The organism is Streptomyces sp. NBC_01431, assembly GCF_036231355.1.
Taxonomy (GTDB): Bacteria; Actinomycetota; Actinomycetes; order Streptomycetales; family Streptomycetaceae; genus Streptomyces.
In genome coordinates this window covers 7,465,954-7,488,566 of the sequence record NZ_CP109496.1, presented here as the reverse complement: position 1 = coordinate 7,488,566, position 22,613 = coordinate 7,465,954, and the positions used below count along the sequence as shown (strand labels likewise).

Genomic DNA, 22,613 nt, shown 5'->3' with positions numbered 1-22,613 from the left:
CGCGGGGCTCCCACGGCATCACTCCGCGTGCACGCCGGCCCCGGCCGCCGCTCGCCGCGCGGATCACACCGCCGTGAAAGTCCACAGAAGGTTCGTACTGCCGTCGTATGTCCACTGCTTGGTGACAGAGCCCGAGGTCATGTTGCCGCCGCTGTCCAGGACCAGGCCGGTGGTGCGGTTGGCGATCGAGTAGAGGTCACCGCCCCGGTGGGTGATGCTCCACTGCTGGTTCGTGCCGCCGTTCCACGCGGCCTGACGGGCCGTTGACCCGTTGGAGGTGGCGCCCCACCCGTCGGCGACCATGCCGTTGGTGCGGTTGACCAACATGTAGTAGCCGCCTGCCACGTCGACCGCCTGCCATTGCAGGTTGCCACTGCCGTCCCAGGCCCACTGTTTGAGATCGGACCCGGAGGCGACGTTGCCGCCGCTGTCCAGGGCGAGTCCGTCGGTGGCGTTGGTGATGCGGAAGTACGTGACCGGGTTGAACCGGATCTTCAGCGAGGTGATCTGGTCGTTGTTGCCGGTGACCCGCAGGTCGGGGTTTGCGGCGTTGAAGGTCCAGGAGGTACCGGTGAAGCCGTCTCCGGAGTATCCGATCACCTGGTAGCCGGGCGCCGGCCTCAGGGAGGAAAGGCTGCGCGCGCCCAGTCCGGCCGCGGCCAGGGCGCTCGCGGTGTGGTCGCCCACGGTGAGCACGGCGGCGGCGCCGCTGTAGTTGACGTCCGCGAAGGCGATGGCACCGGTCTGTGGCCACAGGCCGGGTATCGCACCGGAGAAGGCGAGCTTCAGGACGTAGGCACCCGCACTGTACGGCGCCGAGGACGGCAGGGTGACCGTGAGGCCCGCAGAGCTCTGCGCCGGGGCGGGCAGGTCGATGTAGGTGCCGGCGGTGGGACCGAGGAGCTTGACCGAGGTCAGCGACGACAAATCGATCCGGTCCGAACCGAGGGTCTTGATCGTCAGCGAGCTGTCGGGCCAGCCCAGGACGGTGGCGTACAGGACGTTGTTCGCCTTGTTCCGGGTGAATCGGATGTCCTGCGCCGTGCCGACATGAGGAGTGGTGAACGACCCACCACCCATCCTCGTCGGGCCCTCGCCGTAGGCCGTCCAGGCCCGCGTCTCGTACACCGACTCACCGAAGCGCTTCAGGTAGTCGCCCAGGCCGAGCAGGATGTCCCGCTGTGCCTGCGGGATCGTGCCGTCGGCCATCGGCGCGATGTTCAGCAGCATGTTGCCGTTCTTGCTGACCCGGTCGATGAACGCGTGCAGCATCTGCTGGATGGTGTAGTAGCCGATGCCCTGGGTGTAGCACCAACTGCTACTGGAGATGCTGTCGTCGGTCAGCCAGTAGGGGGCGGTGGTGTCGGCCGGGCCACCTCGCTCGTAGTCGAAGACCTCGCCCCTGTTGTTCATACCGTCCTTGTAGGTGGCGACGACCTCACGGCCCCAGCTGTTGGCCTTGCTGTAGTAGTACGCCAGGAAGTTCAGGCGCTGTGCCTCGTCGACGGCATCCATCTTGAAGTCCTGCCACAGGACGTCGGGCTGCGCGCGGTCGATGACCTCCTTGAGTTTGTCGAACCAGAGCTGGTTCTCCGCCGCGGGGCCCAGCTGGCCGTAGAGCTTCTTGAGGCTGCTGTCCGTCTGAGCGGGGACGTGGTCGTAGAAGCCGTTGAAGTGGAACGCGTGGTGCATGGCCACCAGCAGCTTCAGGCCCTTGGCGCGGATGGCCGTGGAGAGGAGCCCCAGCAGGTCGAGCCCGGGGCCCTTGGCGACCGAGTTCCACTCGTTGACCTGGCTGTTCCACATCGAGAAGCCGTCGTGGTGCTCGGCGACCGGACCGGCGAATCTGGCACCGGCGTCCACGAACAACCGCGCCCACTCATCCGGGTCGAAGTTGCCGCCCGCCGACTTGAGCCGGGGCGCGAACTGGACCGTCCTGCCCGCCAGGTCCTTCGCCCCGTTGATGAAGTTGTGATACGGCCACGCGGACGGCTCGCCGTAGGTTGCGATGTGGTGCTGGTTGGCGGCGCTGCCACCTATGTACATGTTGCGCGGGTACCACTCGTTGTCGTAGGCGGGAACGCTGAAGGCGCCCCAGTGGAAGTAGATGCCGAACTTGGCGTCCTGGAACCACTCCGGGGCCGGCGGGTGCTGGTCGACGGAGTCCCATGTGGGCACGTAACTGCCGGGGGCCGCCTGCGCCCGGCCTGCGCTCAGCACGTTTGCGGCGACGGCCGCTGCGGCCACACAGGTGGCAGCGGCCAGGAACTGGCGTCTGTTGAGCGAGCTCGAACTCGACATGGGTTCTTCCCTGGTACGTGAGGGGACGGGAGTTGTGGCAGGGCGAGGCGGGCCGCGCGGCGCGTGGGGATCTCGGGCGCCGGGTGTTACGCACGAAGGTCCGGCATGCGTCCCGACGGTGTCAACCAGCGTGCAGGGATGAAATCCCCATAGACGGTAGTGGATTTGGGCTGTATCTCCATCCTGGTGAGGAATTCGTCTGACCCAGACATGGAATGTTTCCGGGGTTGCCTCCAGCGCTCACATGGCGCACACTCGCCAGTATTGATGGGATGGATTCTCCCGCCGAGCGAGCCACCGCAAGGGTGCACCCGTTCCAAAAGCCGTCTAAACAACCGGATTTCATCCCAGGGCTGGACAACACCAACGTCCCCACCTATACATACATCCCATCTATCTGGTGCAGAGGGCCTACGACAGTTGCCCTGCCGGACATCTCCCGCTTCGGGACCAGCGCGAGGAAGTACCGATGAGACTCAGAACCGCCCTGTGCTCCACCGCCTCGACCCTGTCCGCCCTGGCGCTCCTCACCGCCTGCGGCGGCTCGGGCGCCTCCGCGGCGGGCGGTTCGCCGCTGGTCGGGGTCGACTATCCGCGTTCCGACACCGACTTCTGGAACTCGTACATCAAGTACGCGCCGGAGTACGGCAAGCAGCTTGGCCTCTCGCTCAAGACCACCAACTCGCAGAACGACATCGCCAAGCTCACCGCGAACGCGCAGACGTTCATCAGCCAGGGCGTCAAGGGCCTCGCCATGGCCCCGCAGGACACGGCCGCCATCGCGCCGACGCTGGCGCAGCTGGAGGCCAAGAAGATCCCGGTCGTCACCGTGGACACCCGCCCCGACAGCGGAAAGGTCTTCATGGTCGTCCGGGCCGACAACCGCGCGTACGGCGAGAAGGCCTGCGCGTACCTCGGCACCAAGCTCGGCGGCAAGGGCAAGGTCGTGATGCTGGAGGGCGGCCTCGACTCCATCAACGGCCGTGACCGTACAGAGGCGTTCAACACGTGCATGAAACAGAAGTATCCGGACATCACGGTGTTCGGCGAGGCCACGAGCTGGGACGGCGCCGTCGCCGCACAGAAGCTCCAGACGGACCTGACCGCCCATCCGGACATCAAGGGCATCTACATGCAGTCCAGCTTCGCGCTGTCCGGGACCCTCCAAGTCCTCAAGCAGAAGAGCCTGTTGGTCGACCCGAAGGACAGCAAGCACGTCTTCGTCGTCTCCAACGACGGTATCTCCGAGGAACTGAAGGACATCGCCGCCGGGCACGTCGACGCCACCGTCTCCCAGCCGGCCGACCTCTACGCCAAGTACGCCCTCTACTACCTCAAGGCCGCGATCGACGGGAAGACCTTCAAGCCCGGCAGGACGGACCACGACAGCACCATCGTCCAGGTCCGCGACGGGCTGCTCGAAGACCAGCTCTCGGCTCCGCTCGTCACCGCCGACGGCGGCACGTACGGCGGCATCCCCAGTCTCAAGAGCGACGACAAGTCCCTGTGGGGCAACAACCTGAACTGACGCCGCATCAGCTCATTCACGAAGACACCCAAGTACCCACCAGAACCAGGCGGTTGAGATGAGCGACGGGGAACCAACGGTCAGCCCCGCGCCCGCGCCCAAGGACGACGTACGGGTCCCCGAGGATCCACCCGTCGTCGAGGCGACGGGCATTGTCAAACGATTCGGTCCGACGGTGGCCCTGCGCGGCGCCCGGATCACCATCAGACCCGGCGAGACGCACGCCCTGGTCGGCCGCAACGGCGCCGGCAAATCGACGCTGGTGTCCATCCTCACCGGCCTACAGGCCCCGGACGAGGGAACGGTCACCTTCGACGGCGACCCCGCGCCACGGCGAACGGACCGCGAAGCCTGGCGCAGCCGAGTGGCCTGCGTCTACCAGAAGTCGACCATCATCCCGACGCTGACCGTCGCGGAGAACCTCTATCTGAACCGGCACGACCATGGCCACAACCGGCTGATCAGCTGGCAGGGCGTGCGCCGCAGGGCGCAGGAGCTGCTGTCGGCGTGGTCGGTGGATGTCGACCCGCAGACACCGGCCGGTGATCTCGGCGTCGAGCAGCGGCAGTTCGTCGAGATCGCCCGCGCGCTGTCCTTCGGCGCCCGGTTCATCATCCTGGACGAGCCGACGGCGCAGCTCGACGCGTCGGCCATCGCTCGGCTCTTCGACCGCATCCGCGACCTGCAACGCCAGGGCGTGACCTTCCTGTTCATCAGTCACCATTTGCAGGAGGTGTACGAGATCTGCGACATGGTGACGGTGTTCCGGGACGCCCAGCACATTCTCACCGCCCCGGTCGCCGACCTGCCGCGTACCGAACTCGTCGCCGCCATGACGGGTGAGGCGGCGGCCGCCGGTCGCGCGGATCGGGGGAGCACCCTCGACCCGGCTGCCACGGCCGCGCTGAACGTAGGAGACCTGAGCGGCGACACGTACGGCGGTCTCACCTTTCAGGTCGGCGCCGGCGAGATCGTCGGGCTGGCCGGAGCGGCGGGCAGCGGACGCACCGAGGTGGCGGAGACCGTCGTGGGACTGCGGACGGCCGACGCAGGCCGGGTGGAGATCGCGGGCCGGCGGCCCCGGCCGGGCAGTGTGCCGGCCGCCTTGGCCGCCGGCGCGGGGTTCGTCCCGCAGGACCGGCATCACGAGGGCTTCGTGCCCGACATGTCGATCGCGGACAACACCACGCTGTCCGTACCCGCCAGACTCGGCCGGAACGGGTACATCAGCACCCGGCGCCGGGACCGGCTCGCGCAGGGCCTGATCGAGAACCTGGCGATCAAGACGCCCGGACCGAACCTGCCCGTTTCCGCACTGTCCGGCGGCAATCAGCAGAAGGTCGTCATGGCTCGCGCCCTGGCGGATGACCCTCGGCTGCTGGTCCTGATCAACCCCACGGCAGGTGTGGACGTGCGGTCCAAGGAGTTCCTCCTCGGCAAGGTCGAGGAGATAGCGGCGACCGGCACCGGAGTGCTCATCGCCTCCGACGAACTCGACGACCTGCGCATGTGCGACCGGATCCTGGTCATGTTCCAGGGCCGGGTGACGACAGAGATGGCCCGCGGCTGGCACGACCACGACCTCGTCGCCGCGATGGAAGGAGTGGACCTCGATGCCTGAATCCGTCCTCGCGGACGCGCCCGCCGCCAAGGCCCCGGAGCAAGGGCCGGGGCGCACCGGCCTGTTCGGCGGCCGGATACCGCTGGCCCGGCTGCGTGACCTCGCCCTCGTCCCGGCCATCGTGGTGATCGCGGTGGTCGGCCAGATCGTCAACCCGGTCTTCCTGCAGGCGGACAACCTCATCAACGTCCTGCAAACCATGTCCGAGATCGCCCTGCTTGTCCTCGCCCAGACGATGATCCTGATCGTCAAGAAGATGGACCTGTCGCTGGAGTCCACCATGGGCCTGGCACCCGGCGTGGCCGCGTGGCTGGTGGTCCCGGAAGGAGCGGGGCACGGACTCGGCCTGCTGCCCGGCGCCTGGGCGGTCCCCGTCACCCTTGCCGTGGGCCTGCTCATCGGGGGCGTCAACGCCCTGCTGATCATCCGCTTCGGCCTCAACGGCTTCATCGTGACCCTCGGCATGCTGATCGTGCTGCGCGGCGTCCTCACCGGGATCTCAGGGGGCCAGACCTTCTTCCAGCTGCCGCCGTCGATGCTCTACCTGGGCACCACCGAATGGTTCGGGATGCCGGCCTCCATCTGGGTCTGTCTGGTGCTCTTCGCCGTCGCCATCGTCGTTCTGGGCTGGTCCAGCTTCGGGCGTTCGCTGTACGCGATCGGCGGCAGCGTGGACGCCGCCAAGGCCGCCGGGATCCGCACCGACCGGGTGCTGGGCATCGTCATCGTCACCGGCAGCCTGCTGGCCGCCCTCGCCGGCCTCCTGCTGTCCGGGCGCCTCGCCTCCGTCGCATCCGCCCAGGGCAACGGCTACATCTTCACCGTCTTCGCCGCCGCCGTGATCGGCGGGATCAGCCTCAACGGCGGCAAGGGCACCATGTTCGGGGCCTTCAGCGGCATCCTGCTGCTGTTCATGATCCAGAACGTACTGACCCTCGCGGGCGTGCCCGCACAGTGGATCGGCGCGCTCAACGGCCTGATCATCCTGGTCGCCCTGTCGATCTCGCGCATCACCGGCGGCAAAGTCCAGGAGTGAACCCGGCAGCCGCTCCCCACCACCACACCCCATCACCACCCGTTCTCCCGTCGCAGGGGCCCGCGTTGCCGTCTGCCTCCCCAGGAGTTGCCGCCATGTCCCTTGCCGTTTCCCCTCCCCCGGCATCCGCCCGCATCACCGCCGTGGACGTCCTGGACGTACGGTTCCCCACGTCCGAGCAGTTGGACGGGTCGGACGCGATGAACCCCGAACCCGACTACTCGGCCGCCTACGTGATCCTGCGCACCGACGCCGGCGACGGCCTTGAGGGCCACGCCCTGGCGTTCACCACCGGCCGTGGCAACGACGTCCAGGCCGCCGCCATCGCGGCCCTTGCCCCCCATGTGATGGGCCTGTCCGTCGAGGAGGTCTGCTCAGACCTCGGCGCCTTCTCCCGAAGACTCGTCCATGATCCCCAACTGCGCTGGCTGGGGCCGGAGAAGGGCGCCATCCACATGGCGACCGGCGCTGTCGTCAACGCCGCCTGGGATCTCGCGGCCAAGCGGGCCGGCAAGCCCGTCTGGCGCTTCCTCGGCGAGATGTCGCCCGAGGAACTCGTCGCGCAGGTCGACTTCCGCTGGCTCAGCGACGCCCTCACTCCGCGCGAGGCGCTCGAAATCCTGCGCCGCGCCGAACCCGGCCGCCGGGGGCGGACCACCCGCCTGCTGGAGCACGGCTACCCGGCCTACACGACCACCCCGGGCTGGCTCGGCTACTCCGACGAGAAGCTGGCCCGCCTCGCCCGCGAGGCCGTGGCCGACGGCTTCACCCACATCAAGCTCAAGGTCGGCGCGTCCCTGGAGGACGACGTGCGGCGCATGCGCACCGCTCGCGAGGCGGTCGGCGACTCCATCCGCATCGCCGTGGACGCCAACCAGCGCTGGGACATCACGCCCGCCATCGACTGGATGCGCGCCCTGGCGCCCTACCACCCGTACTGGATCGAGGAGCCCACCTCCCCCGACGACATCCTCGGCCATGCCGCCATCCGCGAGGCGCTGCGCCCCATCAAGGTCGCCACCGGCGAGCACATCGCCAACCGGGTCGTCTTCAAGCAGCTGCTCCAGGCTGGTGCCGTCGACATCGTGCAGATCGACTCGGCCCGGGTCGGGGGCGTCAACGAAAACCTCGCGATCCTGCTGCTGGCGGCCAAGTTCGACGTGCCGGTGTGCCCGCACGCCGGTGGGGTGGGCCTGTGCGAGATGGTGCAGCACCTGTCGATGTTCGACTACGTCGCTGTCTCCGGCACGCTCAAGGACCGGGTCATCGAGTACGTCGACCATCTCCACGAGCACTTCGTGGACCCGGTGCGCATCGCCAACGGCCACTATCTCGCTCCGAGCCTGCCGGGAGTCAGCGCGCAGATGCACCCGGAGTCGCTCAAGGAGTATTCCTACCCCGACGGCCCCGTCTGGTCCGCCCGTGTCTGACACACGGAAGCTCATCGATTCCCACCACCACGTCTGGAACCTCGGCCACCACCCGCAGCCCTGGCTGGACGAGCCGGGACACGAGGCGATCCGCCGCAACTTCAGTCCGCACAAGCTCCGTTCGGCGGCTACCCGGACGATCGCCGGGCGGCGGCTGGAGCAGACGGTCGTGGTGCAGTGCGTGACCTCGGTGCCCGAAACCCGCGACCTGCTCGCCCTGGCCCACAGCGACCCGCTCATCGGCGCCGTCGTCGGCTGGGCGGATCTGACCTCTGCCTCGATCGGCGACGTTCTGGACGACTTGCGCGGCGGCCCCGACGGCCGGTACCTGCGGGCCCTGCGCCACCTCGTCCAGGGCGAGACCGATCCCGGCTGGCTGCAACAGGCCTCCGTTGAGCGGGGGTTACGGGCGGTGCAGGACCGTGGACTCGCCTACGACGTACTGGTCCGCAGCCATCAGCTCCCTCAGGCGATCCGCCTGGCCGAACGCCTTCCCGGCCTGGCGCTGGTCCTGGACCACGCCGGCAAACCGTCCGTCGCTCGCGGTGAACTGGACGACTGGGAGCGGGGGATACGGCTGCTGGCCAGGCACACCCAGGTCAGGTGCAAGGTGTCCGGTCTGATCACGGAGGCCGACCACGCGAGGTGGACGATCGCCGACATCCGCCCGGTGTGGGACGTCCTGCTCTCCGCCTTCGGCCCCGACCGGCTGATGTTCGGTTCGGACTGGCCGGTCTGCCTCCTCGCCGGCGGCTGGAACCACTGGGCCTGCGCCGTCGAGGAACTCCTGCTCGACTGCTCGGCAAGCGAGACCGAGGCGATCCTCGCCGGCACCGCGACCGCCTTCTACGGACTCACACCCGACCGGAGAGACACCCCGTGCTCCTGACCGAACTGCTGCATCCCGCCATCCTCGAAGCGCTGGCCGGAGCCGGCCACGGCGCCCGCGTCCTGCTCGCCGACGGCCACTACCCCGCCAGTACCGCCGTCGGAGACCGGGCCAGGACCGTGCACCTCAACCTCGCGCCCGGCGTGCTGGACGTCACCGCCGTCCTCGACGTCCTGCTGCGGGCCCTGCCCGTCGAGTCGGCCCACGTGATGGTGCCGCCCGAGGGCGAGCCGGAGCCGCCGGTCATCGCCGAGTACCGCTCACGGCTGGCGCCCGTCCCCGTGGAGACCCTCGACCGCTTCGCGTTCTACGACGCCGCCCGCTCCCCCGACCTCGCACTGGCCATCGTCACCGCCGACGTCCGCACCTACGCCAACCTGCTGCTGACCATCGGCGTACGCCCTGAAGGGACCCTGACCCCGCGATGACACTCGCCGTCCGCTACACGGCCGCCCGCACTCTGGACACGGCACCGGCCCAGACCCGTCCCCCCGGCCCCGGCGAGGTGGAACTCGCGCCCGCCTACGTCGGGATCTGCGGCACCGACCTGCACATCTTCCATGGCGACATGGACGCGAGGGTGGCCACACCCGCCGTCCTCGGACACGAGATGTCCGGCCAGGTCATACGGGTCGGGCCGGGCGTCGAAGGCTGGTCACCCGGTGACGCGGTGACCGTGATGCCCCTGCGCTGGGACGGCACCTGCCCGGCCTGCGCCTCGGGCCACCACCACATCTGCCAGCACCTCGACTTCATCGGCATCGATTCCCCGGGCGCGATGCAGCAGCGCTGGACCGTCCCCGCGCACACCCTCGTCCGCCTGCCCGCCGCCCTCGCCCTGGACCGGGCCGCCCTCGTGGAGCCCACCGCCGTGGCCGTGCACGACGTGGGCCGCGCCCACGTCACGGATGGCGAGCGGGTCGTCGTGGTCGGCGGCGGCCCGGTCGGCGTGCTCATCGCGCTGGTCGCGCGGGCCGCCGGAGCGGACGTACGCGTCGTGGAGCCGAGCCCCCACCGGCGTGCGCTGGCCCAGAAGATCGGCCTGTTCACCTGGGACCCCGCCACCGAGGACGTGGCCGACCTGGTGGCGCGGTGGACGCAAGGAGCCGGCGCGGACGTCGCCTTCGAGGTGTCCGGCGCGGCGGCGGGCGTCGACACCGCGGTCGAGGCGCTGGGCGTGCGCGGCCGCCTGTGCCTGGTGGCGATTCACCCCCGGCCCCGCGAGGTGAACCTGCACCGCTTCTTCTGGCGCGAACTCACCCTGGTCGGCGCCCGGTTGTACGACCGCGCCGATTTCGAGCGGGCGGTGACGCTGGTCGCGGACGGCACGATCCCCGCCACGGCACTGATCAGCAAGGTCGTGCCGCTCACCGAGGCTCCCGCCGCCTTCGAGGCGCTGGAGGCGGGCGGTGACGTGATGAAGATCCTCGTGGACTGCGCCGACGGACAGCAGGGAGCAGTGGCATGACCAGCTTCGACCTGACCGGCAGGCTCGCCGTGGTGACCGGCGCCAGCCGCGGTATCGGCCGTGCCATGGCTCGCGCGCTCGCGGAGGCGGGCGCGGACGTCATCGGTGTCAGCGCCTCGCTGGAGCAGCACGGCAGCCAGGTGGAGAAGGACGTCCTCGCCGCCGGGCGCAGCTTCGAGGCGATCCGCGCCGACTTCGCCGATCCGGTGGCCGTACGGGACCTGGGCGAGGAGCTGGCGGGCCGGGAGCGACCGGTGGACATCCTGGTCAACAACGCGGGCACCATCCGCCGCGCCCCGGCAGCCGAACACCGCGACGCCGACTGGGAGTTGGTGCTCCAGGTCAACCTCAACGCGCAGTTCACGCTCACCCGGGCGGTCGGCGCGGCGATGGTGACCCGCGGCCACGGAAAGATCATCTTCACCGCGTCGCTGCTCAGTTTCCAGGGCGGCATCAACGTCCCCGGCTACACCGCCGCCAAGCACGGCATCACCGGCCTCACGAAGGCGCTCGCCAACGAATGGGCCCCGCACGGCATCAACGTCAACGCCATCGCCCCCGGTTACATCGCCACCGACAACACCCAGGCACTGCGGGACGACCCGGTACGCAGCAAGGCGATCCTGGACCGCGTCCCGGCAGGGCGCTGGGGCAGCGCCGACGATCTCGCGGGAGCCACGGTGTTCCTGGCCTCGGACGCCGCCACCTACGTCCACGGCGCCGTCCTTCCCGTCGACGGCGGATGGCTGGGCCGATGACCACGCCTCCGGCGGAGCGCGGACAAAACCGTCCACCCCTCACAGTGACCGGCCCGCAGACCAAGGAGCAGGGGTGACACATCAGTCCACCGGACGCCGGGCGATCAGGGGAACCGCTGTCGAGCTGACCGGTCTCGGCTTCGGAGCCTCCACGATCGGCAACCTCTACAAACTCACCCCGGCCGAGGACGCGGCGGCCGCGGTCGAGGCGTCGTGGCAGGCCGGCATCCGCTACTTCGACACCGCACCGCACTACGGCCTCGGCCTGTCCGAACGCCGCTTGGGCGCCGCCCTGCGGGACCGGCCGCGCGCCGAGTACGTCGTCTCCTCCAAGGTGGGCCGCCTGCTCGTACCCAACGAAAAGCCGCGCGGAGTCGACGGCGAGGGGTTCGTCGTGCGGGACGACCTGCGCAGGCAGTGGGACTTCAGCCGGGACGGGGTCCTGCGCTCGCTGGAAGCGACCTTGCAGCGAACGGGCCTCGACCGACTGGACGTCGTCTACCTCCACGACCCCGATGACCACTGGCGCCAGGCCGCCGAAGAGGCCATGCCGACCCTCGCGGAGCTGCGCGACCAGGGGGTGATCGGGGCGATCGGCGCCGGCATGAACCAGTCGGCGATGCTCACCCGGTTCCTGCGCGAGACCGCCGCCGACGTGGTGATGCTGGCCGGGCGCTACACGCTCCTGGACCAGTCGGCGCTGGACGATGTCCTGCCCGCCGCACTGGAACTGGGCAAAAGCGTGGTGGCGGTGGGTGTCTTCAATTCCGGGCTGCTGTCCGGGGACTGGCCCGCGGAGGGGATGAAGTACGACTACGAGGACGCTCCCCCCGCGTTGGTCGCCCGCGCCCGGGAGATCTCCGCGGTCTGCTCCGCGCACGGTACGACGCTTCCCGCGGCAGCCATCGCCTTCGCGTACACCCACCCCAGTATCATCAACGTCACCCTCGGCATGCGAAATCGCGAACACGTCACGCGGAACGTGGAGCTCCACCGTCGGCAGGTCCCCGAAGATCTATGGCACGACCTTCGCGCTCGGGGGCTGATCAGGCCGGACGTGCACGGGGAGAACCAGGACGAAGGAGTTCGCGATGTCTTTGACCGACAGGGCGATCGAGCGGATTCGTGAACTGATCCGTACCGGTGCGCTGCCCCCGGGCTCGAAGCTGCCGCCGGAGCCGGAACTCGCGGCGCAGCTGGGGCTGTCCCGCAACCTGGCACGCGAGGCGGTCAAGGCGCTGGCCGTGGCACGGGTCCTTGAGGTCCGGCGGGGTGACGGCACCTACGTCACCAGCCTGGAGCCGAGCCTGCTGTTCGAGGGGCTGGGCGGCGCCGTCGAGCTCCTGCAGACGGACTCGGCAGCCCTCCTTGACCTCATGGAGGTCCGCCGGCTCCTCGAACCGGCCGCGACCGGCCTGGCCGCCACCCGGATCACCGACGATCAGCTGGCCGAGGTCAAGCACCATCTGGATGCCATGCGCGAAGCCCGCGCCGACGTCGAGCAGCTCAACGCCCATGACGCGGCCTTCCACCGCACCGTCGTCGCGGCGACGGGCAACGACTCGTTGCTCACCCTCCTGGAGGGCATCTCGGGCCGTACGCTGCGGGCCCGGATCTGGCGCGGCCTGGTCGACGACGAGGCCGGGGGCCGCACCCTTGCCGAGCACGAGGCGATCTTCTTGGCCCTGTCCACCCGGGACGCTGCCCTCAGCCAGGCCGCCGCGCTCCTGCACGTCACCAACACCCAGCGGTGGCTGCAGGAACACGTGCGCTCCGCCGAGCCGCCCCTGAGGAGCACGGCCAGGCGCCCGCTCCATACGACGTCGCATCCGCGCTGACGCGGCAAGGCGTTGGACGCGCAGCTACAGCTTCTCGAAGAAGAACTCGTGCTTGAGGAACGACGTGTCGTACTCGTGGCCGGGGTGGGGCGGAAGGAGTTGGGAGGCCTGGAACAGGCGCCACCCGTCTTCCAGCGCGGCGAGGCCCGTTTCGTACGGCGGCTCGTCGCTGTCCCCGGTCGTGGGACGGGTCTGGCCCGTGCCGTCGTAGCGGGACCATCCGATGACGTACGAGTCCAGCGCGGACGTGGCGAGGTAGAGCACGAGGACTTGCTGCTTCATGCGTTCCTCCGCAGAGTCGGCCGGTTGCCGGCACGAGTGATCCAGTACTCGATGTCGAATGTGTCGTCTCCGGTCAGCGCGCGCCACAGCAGTGCCCGGTTGTAGACCTCCAGTCGCCCGGTGGCCGACTCGTACCACGGAATGGAGGCACCGAGCTCCGCCGTCACGGCCGGATCGTGCAGATCGGAGGTGTCCCAGAGCCTGACTTGGGGGACGGTCGGGTTGAGGCGGATCTTGTACATGTACCGCTGCCGTGCGGTGTCGTTGCGCCGGCCGCTGTGCCAGATTCCGTGGTGCACCACAACGATGGTGCCGGCCGGGCAGGTCAGCCGGGTCTGCCCGCGCAGGTTCTGCACGCGTCCGATGTCGGTCTCGTTGATGCGGCGCAGGTGACTCCCCGGCACGCTGAGGGTTCCACCCATCTCGGGAGTGACTTCATGGGGGTAGTACATGAGCTGGATGTCGAAGGCGTCCGGGCGGACGTCGATGATCGCGTCCGCGTGAAGGTCCTGCGCGATGCCCTCGTGCGGCTGGCGGATGTGCACCGCGTGGTGGTCGACCGTCGAGTCCGGCCCAACCAGGCTCTCCACGGCACCGGCCACCGCGGGCAGGGCGAGCATGCGCGGGATGAAGGTGTCTTCGGGGAAGGCTCTGAACAGCGGTGTGCCGTACGGGACTTCAGGCAGTCCCGAGGACAGGGTCGCGATGGCCTCTTCGTTCAGCTCCTGCGGCACGACCGCGTCCAGGCGCAAGAACCCCTGCGCGACGAAGCGTGCCACCTGAACCGAGGTGAGCAGCTCTTTGGTGGTTGGCATGCGACAAAGCTAGGGCGCCAATCCGTGACTGGCGTGGGATGTAATCGCCGGCCGCTGGTAGATTTTCACCGCCATGGAAAGCGTGTCCCTGCATCTGGATCAGCCGCCCCAGGTGGTGAACGCCGGTGTGGGCGTGCACGGGATCTCCACCTCGCACGAGGTCTTCCGGCTGCCCGACCTGTGGCAACTGCACCTGTACAGCTATGTGGGGCGACTGTCCGTCGGGGGCACCATCCACCCCATCCGGCCCGGATGTGTCAGCCTGATCCCCCCGGACACCGAGGTGCACTTCCACTACCGTGGCAGATCCGAACATCTTTATGCCCATCTGCGCCTCCCCGGCGCCGGCCCCAGGCACTCCGCGCCTCTGATGCAGGATGCCGGGGCCGAAGGGCCGCTCCTGGCGGGCCTGTTGAGACACGCGGTCGCCGCCCTGCCCGTGTCCGCCGCCCGTGCGTCCGCCGAGGTGTGGACGGTTCTCTGGCACATCGCCCTGCTGACCGGCTCCGACGAACCCGGACGCCGGCACCCCGTCGTGGCCTCCGCCCAGGCCTACATCGAGGAGCATCTCGCCGAGCAGCTGCCCGTGCCCGTCATCGCGCGCGCCGCTCGCGTCTCGCACACCCATCTGACCCGTTTGTTCCGGGCCGAGACGGGCCTCACCGTCATCGCCTACGTACGGCGCCGAAGGCTGGAGCGCGCCCGCCATTTGCTCCAGTCCTCCACGCTCTCCATCCCCTCCATCGCCGCGGCGGTGGGCATCGCCGACCTTCAGGCCTTCAACAAGGCCTGCCGTCGCGAGCTCGGGGCAGGACCGCGTGCCGTGCGCGCCGCCGGCGCCCGGTGATAAACGGGCGTGCTGTGTGGTGGCCCCTCAGCGCGACTACGACGCGGCGGGCTCGGGGCGCAGGGCATGGTCGATGTTGTCCTCGACCCACGACCGCAGCGCGTTGAGCGGGATCGCGGCGCTGCGGCCGAGGGGGGTGAGGGCGTACTCGACGTGCAGGGGGACGGCTGGGTAGACGGTGCGGTCCACGATGCCGAATTCCTCAAGGCGGCGGAGCGTCTGGGTCAGCACCTTGGGGCTGACGCCCTGAAGCTTGCGCTGGAGCTCTCCGAAGCGCTGGGGCCCGTTCTCAAGGGCACCGATGGACAGAGCGGACCACTTGTTGGCGAGCAGGTCGAGCAACGCCCGGCAGGGGCACTGCGCTGCGTAGACGTCGTGGTGGGCGTGCTGGCCGCTGGGGCAGCTGGTCGTCATGATCACTCTCCTGACCAGGTCACTTCCCTATGGGAAGTAGTAGTCCTTGAAGGTAACCATATCCCTGGGGATAGCTTCGTCGACGTCAACGGGGGGCTCGCCAAGCGGCGCTCCGCAGAACGTTTTTCAGGAGATGACTCATGTCCGCAGACACGATGCGCGCGGTGGTCCAAGACGGTTTCGGCGGCCCGGAGGTGCTGCGGATCCAGCAGGTGCCCCGCCCGGTGCCGCTGCCCACCGAGGTACTGGTGCGGGTGCACGCGGCCGGGATCAACCCGGTGGACTGGAAGACCCGTGGGGGCACCGGCATGGCTGGGGTGCTGGGTGAGCCGCCGTTCACGCTCGGCTGGGACGTGTCCGGAGTCGTGGAGGAGGTCGGCTTCGGTGTCACCACACTGAAGGCAGGCGACGAGGTGTACGGCATGCCATGGTTCCCGCGCGCCGCGAACGCGTACGCGGAGTATGTGACCGCCCCGGCCCGGCAGTTCGCCCGCAAGCCTGCCACCGTCGACCACGTGCACGCCGCCGCGGTGCCGCTGGCGGCGCTGACCGCCTGGCAGGCCGTGGTCGACACCGCCCACCTTCAGGCCGGCCAGCGCGTCCTGATCACCGCCGCCGCCGGTGGGGTCGGCCACTTCGCGGTGCAGTTCGCCCGGCACCTGGGCGCGCATGTGATCGCGACCGCCGGCGCTGCCCGGCACACCTGGCTGAAGGGCCTCGGGGCCGAGGAGACGATCGACTACACCACCGCTCGCTTCGAGGACGCCGTCGCCAACGTCGATGTCGTCATCGACCTGGTGGGTGATGCCCACGACCGGACCAGCACCCGCTCGCTGAGGGTCCTGCGCCCCGGCGGACTGCTGGTCGCGATCCCGGCCGGGGTCTCCCCGGAACTGGCCCAGGCCGCCGAGTCGGCCGGGGTACGGGTCACCCCCTTCCTGGTCGAGCCGGACGGTGCCGCGCTGACGACGATCGCCGACCTGATCGACGCCGGCCATGTCGCCGTCGAGGTGGAGGAGACCTTCCCGTTCGAGCAGGCCGCCGCGGCCCACGCCCGCGGTGAGGCCGGCCGTACCCGCGGCAAGCTCGTCCTCACCGTCACCAACTGAGCACGGTCGCAGCCACCCGCCCTGGGGAACTCGCCACCCAGCGGCAGGATTCCGGCGGAATGGGGAACGAGACCGAGACGGCCGGTGTGCGCCCCGCACTACGCGGGGTGCACACCGGCCGCCGGATGCGAGTCCGGTCAGTTGTTCCTACGGCCCTTGAGGCGCCGTACGTCGAAGGACCAGATGCCGCGTCCGTGTGTGGCTGCGTACAGGTTGTTGTCCGGGCCGAGTTTCAGCTGCATGACCGCGGTGGTGGGCAGGCCCTTGCCGAGTACCTGCCACTGGGCTGCGCCCGTCGGCCGGTAGAAGGTGGCCAGGTCGGTGCCGAGGGCGAGACCGCCGTTCGGGAGCAGCTTCACCGTGTTGGCGGGCACGTCGGGCAGGTTCGCCGAGATGTCCGTCCAGTCGGCCCCGCCGTCCTTCGATTCGAAGACGTGGCCGATGCCCGCGCCGGGGCCCTCGGTCCACTTGCGGGAGAAGCCGTTGACCGCGACATACACGTGCTGGGCGTTGGCCGGGTCGACGTCGAAGCCGGAGATGTAGCGGTTGGGTACGGTTCCCTCGACGGGCAGGTTGAGCTGGTGCCAGCCGGTGCCGTCGGTGTTGCCGACCGCGATGCCCCGGCTGAAGCCCTTGCTGTCGCAAGGGCCGCACCAGCCGACGTACACGGTGCCGCCGGAGGATGCGACCGCGGTGGCGACGTGGCCTTCACCGAGGTCGTAGGCGTTCTTCCACTCGCTGCCGGAGCGGATCGCGAAGCCCTTGTTCTGCACCCACACGTGCCGGCCACCGGCCACCCAGGTGTTGGTGTCCTTGGTATCGGTGGTGATCGGCGCGATGAAGCGGGCGCCCGCAGCGCCGAGGTCCTTGTCCGGCGGGGCGACCTCGTACTCGGTCGCCTTGGTCGGATCGGTGGTCCAACTCCCGTCGTTCACACCGCAGTTCTGGGTGACCCACATGTCCAGGTAGACGTATTCCTGGCCAATGTTGCAGCCGTTGTTCGGGTCGGTGATGGTGTCGGCTCCGTCGCCGCCGAAATTCGAACCCATCACCTTGTCGCGGCCGCGCAGGATCGACTGCCCGTTGTCCTGAAGCCCGCCGGTCACCGAGACCCCGCCGTAGGTGAGGTCCTTGCCGACGCCCACCGAGTAGTACTGGAGAGTGTCGATGGTGCCGTCGTTCAGCGACTGCCAGTCCTTGGCGTGCCCGCCCGAATCAACGGCTCCGTTCAGCGGGCGCCGGTAGATGCCGCCGTCGTTCCCCACGAAGGCGTAGCTCTGGCCCTTGTAGCTGCCGATCGCCACCGCGTGCTGGTCGGAGTGCGTGGTCGGCGAACAGTCACCGGTCTGCTTGCTGGGGTCGATGCTCCAGCAGGGGAAGGTGAAGTTCCAGTACGGGCCGGGGGTGATCCAGTTCGTGCCGCCGTTCTTCGTCTCGAAGACCTCTTCAAGGCCCAGGTAGACGTGGTCGGCGTTGTTCGGGTCGACCTGGAGGAACTGGTTGTACCAGGACTGGATGCCCGGCATGTAACCGGCGCCCTGGAGCGCCGAGCCGGATGCCTTCAACTTGGTGTAGTCGGCGATCAGCGTCCACGGCCCGAACGGCGAACCGGACTTGGACACGTACACGCCCTTCAATCCGCTGTCCGGATTGGACGCCATCTGCGCCGGAGACTGGTCGATGGCGTACAGGCGCGAGCCATCGGCAGCCGCGCCGAACGTCACGTTGCCGACGTCGGCACTGCTGGTCGGCAGGTCACCGAGTCCCGTCGCGGGCTTCCAACTGCCGTCGCTCTGCTTGGCGTACAGCCCGTTGTAGGTGTCGCCGCCGCGCCAGCCCACCGCGAGCAAGACCTTGGACGGGTCCTTCGGGTCGACGGCTATGTCGTTGGCGATGTTCTTGTACGGGGCGCTCGGGTCGGACGCCTTCGAGCCGCCCGGCAGATAGTCCGGGTTCGGGGCGAACTCCAGCTTCCAGGGACCGGACAGAGTGGTGGTCGAGTGCGACCACACACCTCGGCTGGTGGCCGCCCACACCGTGGTCCCGGCGAACCGCAGGGCGTGGATGGTGGTGCTCTCCAGTTCGGCGCCGCCCACCCGGCCGCCCGGCTGGAACTGGCCGTGCTGCGGGTCGGCCAGTACGTAAACGCCCGTGCCCACGAAGGAAGTTGCTCCGGTGTTGGACTCGCCGGTGGCGTACCAGAGCCGCTTGGAGCCGTCCAGTGCGAGGGTGCCCGTCGACAGTGACGGCAGCTTGTCGGCGATGGGCTGCCAGCGGCCGCCGCCGGTCTTGGAGCGGAACACCCCGCCGTTGGCGCCGCCCGCGTAGACATAGCCCTCGTCGTCGGCGGCGATCCCGGTGATGCGGCCGGTCACGTTCCCCGAGCCGCCGCTGGAGTTGGAGTTGACGTCGCGATATCGCGGGTCGTCGGAGTTGTACACCTTCTTGGTGACGTGGTTCCAGTCACCGTTGGTGTGCTGCATCGACTGGAGCTGCGCCCAGGCCGCCCCGTACGCGCCGGGCGCGATCACGCCGGGGGCGGTGCGGGCCTCCGTGTACTGGGCCGTGCCCTCGGCGGAGTTCTCGGCCTCGTCGGACCCGTCGTCTCCACTCTCGGACGCGGCGAAGGCCGACTTGCCGTGTCCGGCGTTGACCGCCTTGGTGTGCTGGCGGCCGATGTCGGTCTGGTGACGCACGTTCCAGGGCCGGGGTCTGGTGTCACTGGAAGCCGCGAACGCCTGGCTGCTGACCAGTCCGAACGCGGCGGCCACGACGGTGCAGGTTATGAACCGCCGCCGATGCCGTTGAGGCACCATGCGCTCTCCTCCCTACGGTCGGGCGCTGGATGCTGCCCGACGCGGGTGAGATCTTGGCGTGCCCACGGCATCCCGGAAAGGGATCCTGCGAAATATGAGTCAGAGTTTGCCTAACGGGCCGAACTCCCTTACCCCGCACCCGAGTCCGGGACGAAGACACCCTGCGGAAGGGACACGTCGGCAGCGCGGAGCGCGACCGACTGTCGCGCTCTACCGGGAATTGCTCCGTGGGGCGGAACAAGGCGTCGCGCGGCAGCAGGGCCTGCGCCAGGCGCAGCCGGTCCGGAGGCGGGACGTCGACGTCTGGGGCGGGACGCACGGCGGCGGGCGTGAGCGCCGGGGAGTGCTCCGCGCCGCCCGTCGGCCATGAGTTCCGAGGCTTCGCCCAGTACGCCGTGGGAGGAACGGCGGTCGTCCAGCCCGGAGGTGGCCAGCACATCCGAGAGGGACACCGCGTCGCCGTGTACGGCCCATACGCGGGGGCCCGCACCCATGGCTTGCTTGTGTCCCGGCGGGGTGAAAGGTGTCTGCCCGCTCTGGTGATGGGCCGGCAGCGCTTCCCCTACTGGCGCCCTTGAGTGGTCCGGTACCGCACACCAGGCCTGCCACCAGGGCAGTCGGCGACCATGGCACACGCGCCACGTACGACGACCTCGAACCCGGGGCAATGGGGAGTCACACGCTGCTACTCCGGGTGCCCGGCCGCATTTCTCACCCGGGTTTCCATGTCCGGCCGGGCCTCACCATGCTCCTTCGCGTACGCGGTGACCGCGGCCTGCACATCCCGTGCCAGATCCCGCCACGCCCGCCACGCCGTCTCGTAGGTCTGTGACTGCTGCGCGGACCAGGAGCGGGAACTCGGCGACCCATACTGCCTCCGCAGCTGCTCCACCTGGGCGTGCGCCGCGTCTGCCGTACGCTGCTTCTCGACAAGCTCCTCGAAAGTGTGCGCCACGGCCGCCGATCATAGGGCGGCCGGAGGTGACCTTCCGCCGCGACCCGCGAGGACTAGGCGTTCTGCTTCTGGGCCGCTCGGCAGGCCCCACGTGCCAGGAGAGCATCAGCGAGCGCCGGGATGGGGCGCGGCCGGAGAGTGCGCCGGGACGACGTCGGGGCACCTGGGCCGTGTCAGGGCGCGGCAGCTGACGGGCAGCCGAAGGCAGGCTGATGGCAGCGGCGGGCCCCGCCGCCCAGCGAGCGGTGGGGTGCCTCGTCAGGTGTGCAGGCGGCTGTTGGGACCTTCCTGGTCACCGGCGCTCTCGTCGTTGAACCAGTAGTCACCGGCCGCCAGGTAGCGGAAGGAATGCGTGCTCTGGCTCCGCAGCGCGACCGTGACGGCCCGTTTGCCGTCGTGTCGCCGGCGCAGGGTGTGGACGCCGGGCTGCCAGTCGTTGAAGTCGCCCACGACACTGACCGGGCCGGGCGGCCGTTCCGCCGGAAGGATGAACGTGACCTCGGTGTGGTCCTTGTGCAGCTTGCGCTCCAGCATGACGGTGCGCTCCTGACGGCAGAAGAGGTGGACGGGGATCACGCCCATCCTCGGCTGCGGGCGGCCGGTCCGCATTCCGGCGGGGTCGGGGGCAGCGCTGGATCGGCTGGTGGACCGCGGGACATCAGGACCGTCGAGGGGCGTCCCCTGCTGTGCCGAGGCGGTTGGGACTGGGCTCGGGCCAGGTCTGCGTACCAGCCCCGTACCCGGCTCGCCGACCCGAGCGGGCCACGGCCCCTGGTCGGCCGAGTCCGATGTCACAGGGTCTGTTGGGGGTCCGTCGGCTGACAGATTGTCGGCGAACGGGCAAGATCAGGCGTCATGGACAGCACAGAGATATCTCATCCACCGATCTACCAGCGTCTGGTCCGCGAGCGCGGCGACGTCGTGGCCGAGACCCGGACGGTGGCTGAGCAGGCACAGCACGAGGCGCGGCAGGCGCTGGACTGGAGCGGAGTGCGGCGTGCCCAGAGCGAGAGGGAAGGGCGCTCGTTCTCCGCGTTCGGCTAGGGAACCGCCTCGCAGCGGGACGGACGCGGGGGCGGCGTTGGCACCCTCTGATCTCGATCACTGGGCGCAGGGATTCCGACAGCGGATCCCGTCCCCCGCGCCGCATTCCGCGGCCCGTCACGCATTGCCTTGTGGGCTTGCCGGTCAAAGGGTGTCGGATGGTGGTTCAGCGGTGCTCACCGTCCACTTGGCGGAGCTGGTTGGTGTGGTGGGTGATGGTGTCGATACGGGCCGCGAGGTCGGGGTGGTTGGCCTCAATGTGTAGGTGAGTGTCGGCGAGTGGGGCGATCAGCAGGGCAGCGTCGTTGTCGGCGAGGGCGTCGGCGAGCCGGGCCAGGGGTGTCCGGGCGCGGGCCGGGAGGTCGGTGAGGGCGGTGATCTGGCCGGCGAGTTGGCGCAGTTCGGCGGCGTTGGTCCGAGCCCAGGCGTTGACGGTGCGGTCGGCGGCGCGCCGGTTGCGGGTGGCCTGTACGCGTTGTTCGCCGGTCGTGCCGGGAGTTCCGGGGCGTACCCGCAGGTAGCGGCGCTCTGCGGCCTGGCGGCTGGCGACGCCCAACGGGTGGGCCAGGTCTGCCCAGCTGGAGCCCGCAGCGCGAGCCGCCTCGATCAGGCCGGGCTCCCACCCCGCCAGTTGGTCGCGCAGTTCACGCAGCATGAGGAGCGCCGCCAAGGCCTCTTCGGCACTGGCTCCCCCCTCCCGCGGAGGTGTTCCGGCCTGCGGGGTCTGGGCAGTGCGCACGGCCTCGTCGATCGTGTTCAGCGCGGCCGCCGCGGCGAAGAACGAGGTGGGGTCACGGGGCTCCGAGGAAGCGTTCACGGAGATCCTCTCAATCGTCACTGTTTGGACGACGCCAAAACTTGTCATCGGTTGGATGACATGTTACAACGGTGCCAGAAACAGCGCATTGGCAGTTCCTGCCAGACCGATGGAGGTGTTTTCGCGATGTTGATGCGCACCGACCCGTTCCGCGAACTCGACCGTATCGCCCAGCAGCTCACGGGTGTCACGGGCACATGGTCCAGGCCCTCGGCGATGCCGATGGATGCCTACCGTGAGGGCGAGGAGTACGTGATCGCCCTCGACCTGCCCGGCGTCGCGAAGGAAGCGATCGACATCGACGTCGAGCGGAACATGCTCACCGTCAAGGCGGAGCGCCGCCCGGCTGTGAAGGCCGACGACGTACAGATGGAGCTCTCCGAGCGGCCTCTGGGCGTCTTCTCGCGCCAGCTGGTCCTGGCCGACACGCTGGACACCGAGCGCATCACGGCCGACTACGAGGCAGGGGTCCTGACCCTGCGCATCCCGATCGCGGAGCGCGCCAAGCCCCGCAAGATCGCCATCGGCGGCGAGTCCGAGCCCCGGCAGATCAGCGGCTGAGGAGCCGGTCCCCGACCGCACCGAACAGCGGAGGACGGGCAACGCTCTCCCCTTCTCCCGTCCTCCGCACCCTGCATCGCGCAC

22 protein-coding genes and 1 pseudogene are annotated in these 22,613 nt (G+C 69.3%); 14 read left to right on the top strand and 9 right to left on the bottom strand.

What is annotated here, in order from left to right; translation table 11 throughout:
- Window positions 1–63 precede the first annotated feature (63 nt).
- Window positions 64–2,301 (bottom strand): alpha-L-fucosidase, encoded by a 2,238-nt coding sequence (locus OG522_RS34220; protein ID WP_329466929.1) that lies wholly within the window; start codon window positions 2,299–2,301, stop codon window positions 64–66.
- Window positions 2,302–2,770: 469 nt separating this feature from the next.
- On the opposite strand from OG522_RS34220, the gene OG522_RS34215 reads away from it, so the two are divergent.
- The 10 genes from OG522_RS34215 to OG522_RS34170 all read left to right on the top strand — a co-directional run bounded on the left by OG522_RS34215 (window position 2,771) and on the right by OG522_RS34170 (window position 12,869).
- Complete coding sequence (locus tag OG522_RS34215) at window positions 2,771–3,829, top strand: sugar ABC transporter substrate-binding protein (RefSeq protein WP_329466928.1); 1,059 nt, start codon at window positions 2,771–2,773, stop codon at window positions 3,827–3,829.
- A 58-nt stretch (window positions 3,830–3,887) separates the two neighbouring features.
- Complete coding sequence (locus OG522_RS34210; protein ID WP_329466927.1) at window positions 3,888–5,450, top strand: sugar ABC transporter ATP-binding protein; 1,563 nt, start codon at window positions 3,888–3,890, stop codon at window positions 5,448–5,450.
- Entirely contained in the window at window positions 5,443–6,486 is a 1,044-nt protein-coding gene (locus tag OG522_RS34205; RefSeq protein WP_329466926.1) for an ABC transporter permease, read from the top strand. Before OG522_RS34210 ends, OG522_RS34205 begins: the two co-directional genes overlap by 8 nt.
- A gap of 95 nt (window positions 6,487–6,581) precedes the next feature.
- Window positions 6,582–7,916 (top strand): L-fuconate dehydratase, encoded by a 1,335-nt coding sequence (locus tag OG522_RS34200; RefSeq protein ID WP_329466925.1) that lies wholly within the window; start codon window positions 6,582–6,584, stop codon window positions 7,914–7,916.
- Entirely contained in the window at window positions 7,909–8,805 is an 897-nt protein-coding gene (locus OG522_RS34195; RefSeq protein ID WP_329466924.1) for an amidohydrolase family protein, read from the top strand. The genes OG522_RS34200 and OG522_RS34195 overlap by 8 nt, the downstream gene beginning before the upstream one ends.
- The gene (locus OG522_RS34190) at window positions 8,796–9,233 is read left to right on the top strand and encodes an RbsD/FucU domain-containing protein (protein ID WP_329466923.1); all 438 of its coding nucleotides are present in this window, start codon (window positions 8,796–8,798) and stop codon (window positions 9,231–9,233) included. The genes OG522_RS34195 and OG522_RS34190 overlap by 10 nt, the downstream gene beginning before the upstream one ends.
- On the top strand, window positions 9,230–10,273 hold the full coding sequence (locus OG522_RS34185) for a zinc-dependent alcohol dehydrogenase (protein WP_329466922.1): 1,044 nt from the start codon (window positions 9,230–9,232) through the stop codon (window positions 10,271–10,273). The genes OG522_RS34190 and OG522_RS34185 overlap by 4 nt, the downstream gene beginning before the upstream one ends.
- Window positions 10,270–11,031, top strand: a complete 762-nt coding sequence (locus OG522_RS34180) for an SDR family oxidoreductase (protein WP_329466921.1) — start codon at window positions 10,270–10,272, stop codon at window positions 11,029–11,031. The genes OG522_RS34185 and OG522_RS34180 overlap by 4 nt, the downstream gene beginning before the upstream one ends.
- Before the next feature lie 73 nt (window positions 11,032–11,104).
- Window positions 11,105–12,160, top strand: coding sequence for an aldo/keto reductase (locus OG522_RS34175; RefSeq protein ID WP_329466920.1), 1,056 nt, complete (start codon window positions 11,105–11,107; stop codon window positions 12,158–12,160).
- Window positions 12,123–12,869, top strand: coding sequence for a FadR/GntR family transcriptional regulator (locus OG522_RS34170; RefSeq protein WP_329466919.1), 747 nt, complete (start codon window positions 12,123–12,125; stop codon window positions 12,867–12,869). The genes OG522_RS34175 and OG522_RS34170 overlap by 38 nt, the downstream gene beginning before the upstream one ends.
- 24 nt (window positions 12,870–12,893) lie before the next feature.
- On the opposite strand, the gene OG522_RS34165 is transcribed toward OG522_RS34170, so the two are convergent.
- Window positions 12,894–13,151 carry a hypothetical protein gene (locus OG522_RS34165; RefSeq protein ID WP_329466918.1) on the bottom strand — a complete coding sequence of 86 codons (258 nt, stop codon included), beginning with the start codon at window positions 13,149–13,151 and terminating at the stop codon, window positions 12,894–12,896.
- The gene (locus tag OG522_RS34160) at window positions 13,148–13,966 is read right to left on the bottom strand and encodes a phytanoyl-CoA dioxygenase family protein (protein ID WP_329466917.1); all 819 of its coding nucleotides are present in this window, start codon (window positions 13,964–13,966) and stop codon (window positions 13,148–13,150) included. The genes OG522_RS34165 and OG522_RS34160 overlap by 4 nt, the downstream gene beginning before the upstream one ends.
- 73 nt (window positions 13,967–14,039) lie before the next feature.
- Between OG522_RS34160 and OG522_RS34155 the strand changes: the two genes are divergently transcribed.
- On the top strand, window positions 14,040–14,813 hold the full coding sequence (locus OG522_RS34155) for an AraC family transcriptional regulator (RefSeq protein ID WP_329466916.1): 774 nt from the start codon (window positions 14,040–14,042) through the stop codon (window positions 14,811–14,813).
- 36 nt (window positions 14,814–14,849) lie between these two features.
- On the opposite strand, the gene OG522_RS34150 is transcribed toward OG522_RS34155, so the two are convergent.
- The gene (locus tag OG522_RS34150; RefSeq protein WP_329466915.1) at window positions 14,850–15,227 is read right to left on the bottom strand and encodes a winged helix-turn-helix transcriptional regulator; all 378 of its coding nucleotides are present in this window, start codon (window positions 15,225–15,227) and stop codon (window positions 14,850–14,852) included.
- Window positions 15,228–15,367: 140 nt separating this feature from the next.
- On the opposite strand from OG522_RS34150, the gene OG522_RS34145 reads away from it, so the two are divergent.
- Window positions 15,368–16,336 carry an NADP-dependent oxidoreductase gene (locus tag OG522_RS34145; RefSeq protein WP_329466914.1) on the top strand — a complete coding sequence of 323 codons (969 nt, stop codon included), beginning with the start codon at window positions 15,368–15,370 and terminating at the stop codon, window positions 16,334–16,336.
- Window positions 16,337–16,473: 137 nt separating this feature from the next.
- On the opposite strand, the gene OG522_RS34140 is transcribed toward OG522_RS34145, so the two are convergent.
- From OG522_RS34140 to OG522_RS34125, 4 genes and pseudogenes are all read right to left on the bottom strand, one after another.
- A complete protein-coding gene (locus tag OG522_RS34140) occupies window positions 16,474–19,152 on the bottom strand; it encodes a glycosyl hydrolase (RefSeq protein ID WP_329466913.1) in 2,679 nt (892 codons plus the stop codon).
- A 359-nt stretch (window positions 19,153–19,511) separates the two neighbouring features.
- Window positions 19,512–19,769, bottom strand: a pseudogene (locus OG522_RS34135) (hypothetical protein); the annotation flags it as partial.
- Window positions 19,770–19,837: 68 nt separating this feature from the next.
- Window positions 19,838–20,107 (bottom strand): hypothetical protein, encoded by a 270-nt coding sequence (locus tag OG522_RS34130; RefSeq protein WP_329466912.1) that lies wholly within the window; start codon window positions 20,105–20,107, stop codon window positions 19,838–19,840.
- A gap of 258 nt (window positions 20,108–20,365) precedes the next feature.
- A complete protein-coding gene (locus OG522_RS34125; RefSeq protein WP_329466911.1) occupies window positions 20,366–20,683 on the bottom strand; it encodes an isoamylase early set domain-containing protein in 318 nt (105 codons plus the stop codon).
- 279 nt (window positions 20,684–20,962) lie between these two features.
- On the opposite strand from OG522_RS34125, the gene OG522_RS34120 reads away from it, so the two are divergent.
- The gene (locus OG522_RS34120; protein WP_329466910.1) at window positions 20,963–21,151 is read left to right on the top strand and encodes a hypothetical protein; all 189 of its coding nucleotides are present in this window, start codon (window positions 20,963–20,965) and stop codon (window positions 21,149–21,151) included.
- 166 nt (window positions 21,152–21,317) lie between these two features.
- On the opposite strand, the gene OG522_RS34115 is transcribed toward OG522_RS34120, so the two are convergent.
- On the bottom strand, window positions 21,318–21,968 hold the full coding sequence (locus OG522_RS34115) for a type III effector protein (RefSeq protein ID WP_329466909.1): 651 nt from the start codon (window positions 21,966–21,968) through the stop codon (window positions 21,318–21,320).
- A gap of 126 nt (window positions 21,969–22,094) precedes the next feature.
- On the opposite strand from OG522_RS34115, the gene OG522_RS34110 reads away from it, so the two are divergent.
- The gene (locus OG522_RS34110) at window positions 22,095–22,529 is read left to right on the top strand and encodes an Hsp20/alpha crystallin family protein (protein WP_329466908.1); all 435 of its coding nucleotides are present in this window, start codon (window positions 22,095–22,097) and stop codon (window positions 22,527–22,529) included.
- Window positions 22,530–22,613 lie beyond the last annotated feature (84 nt).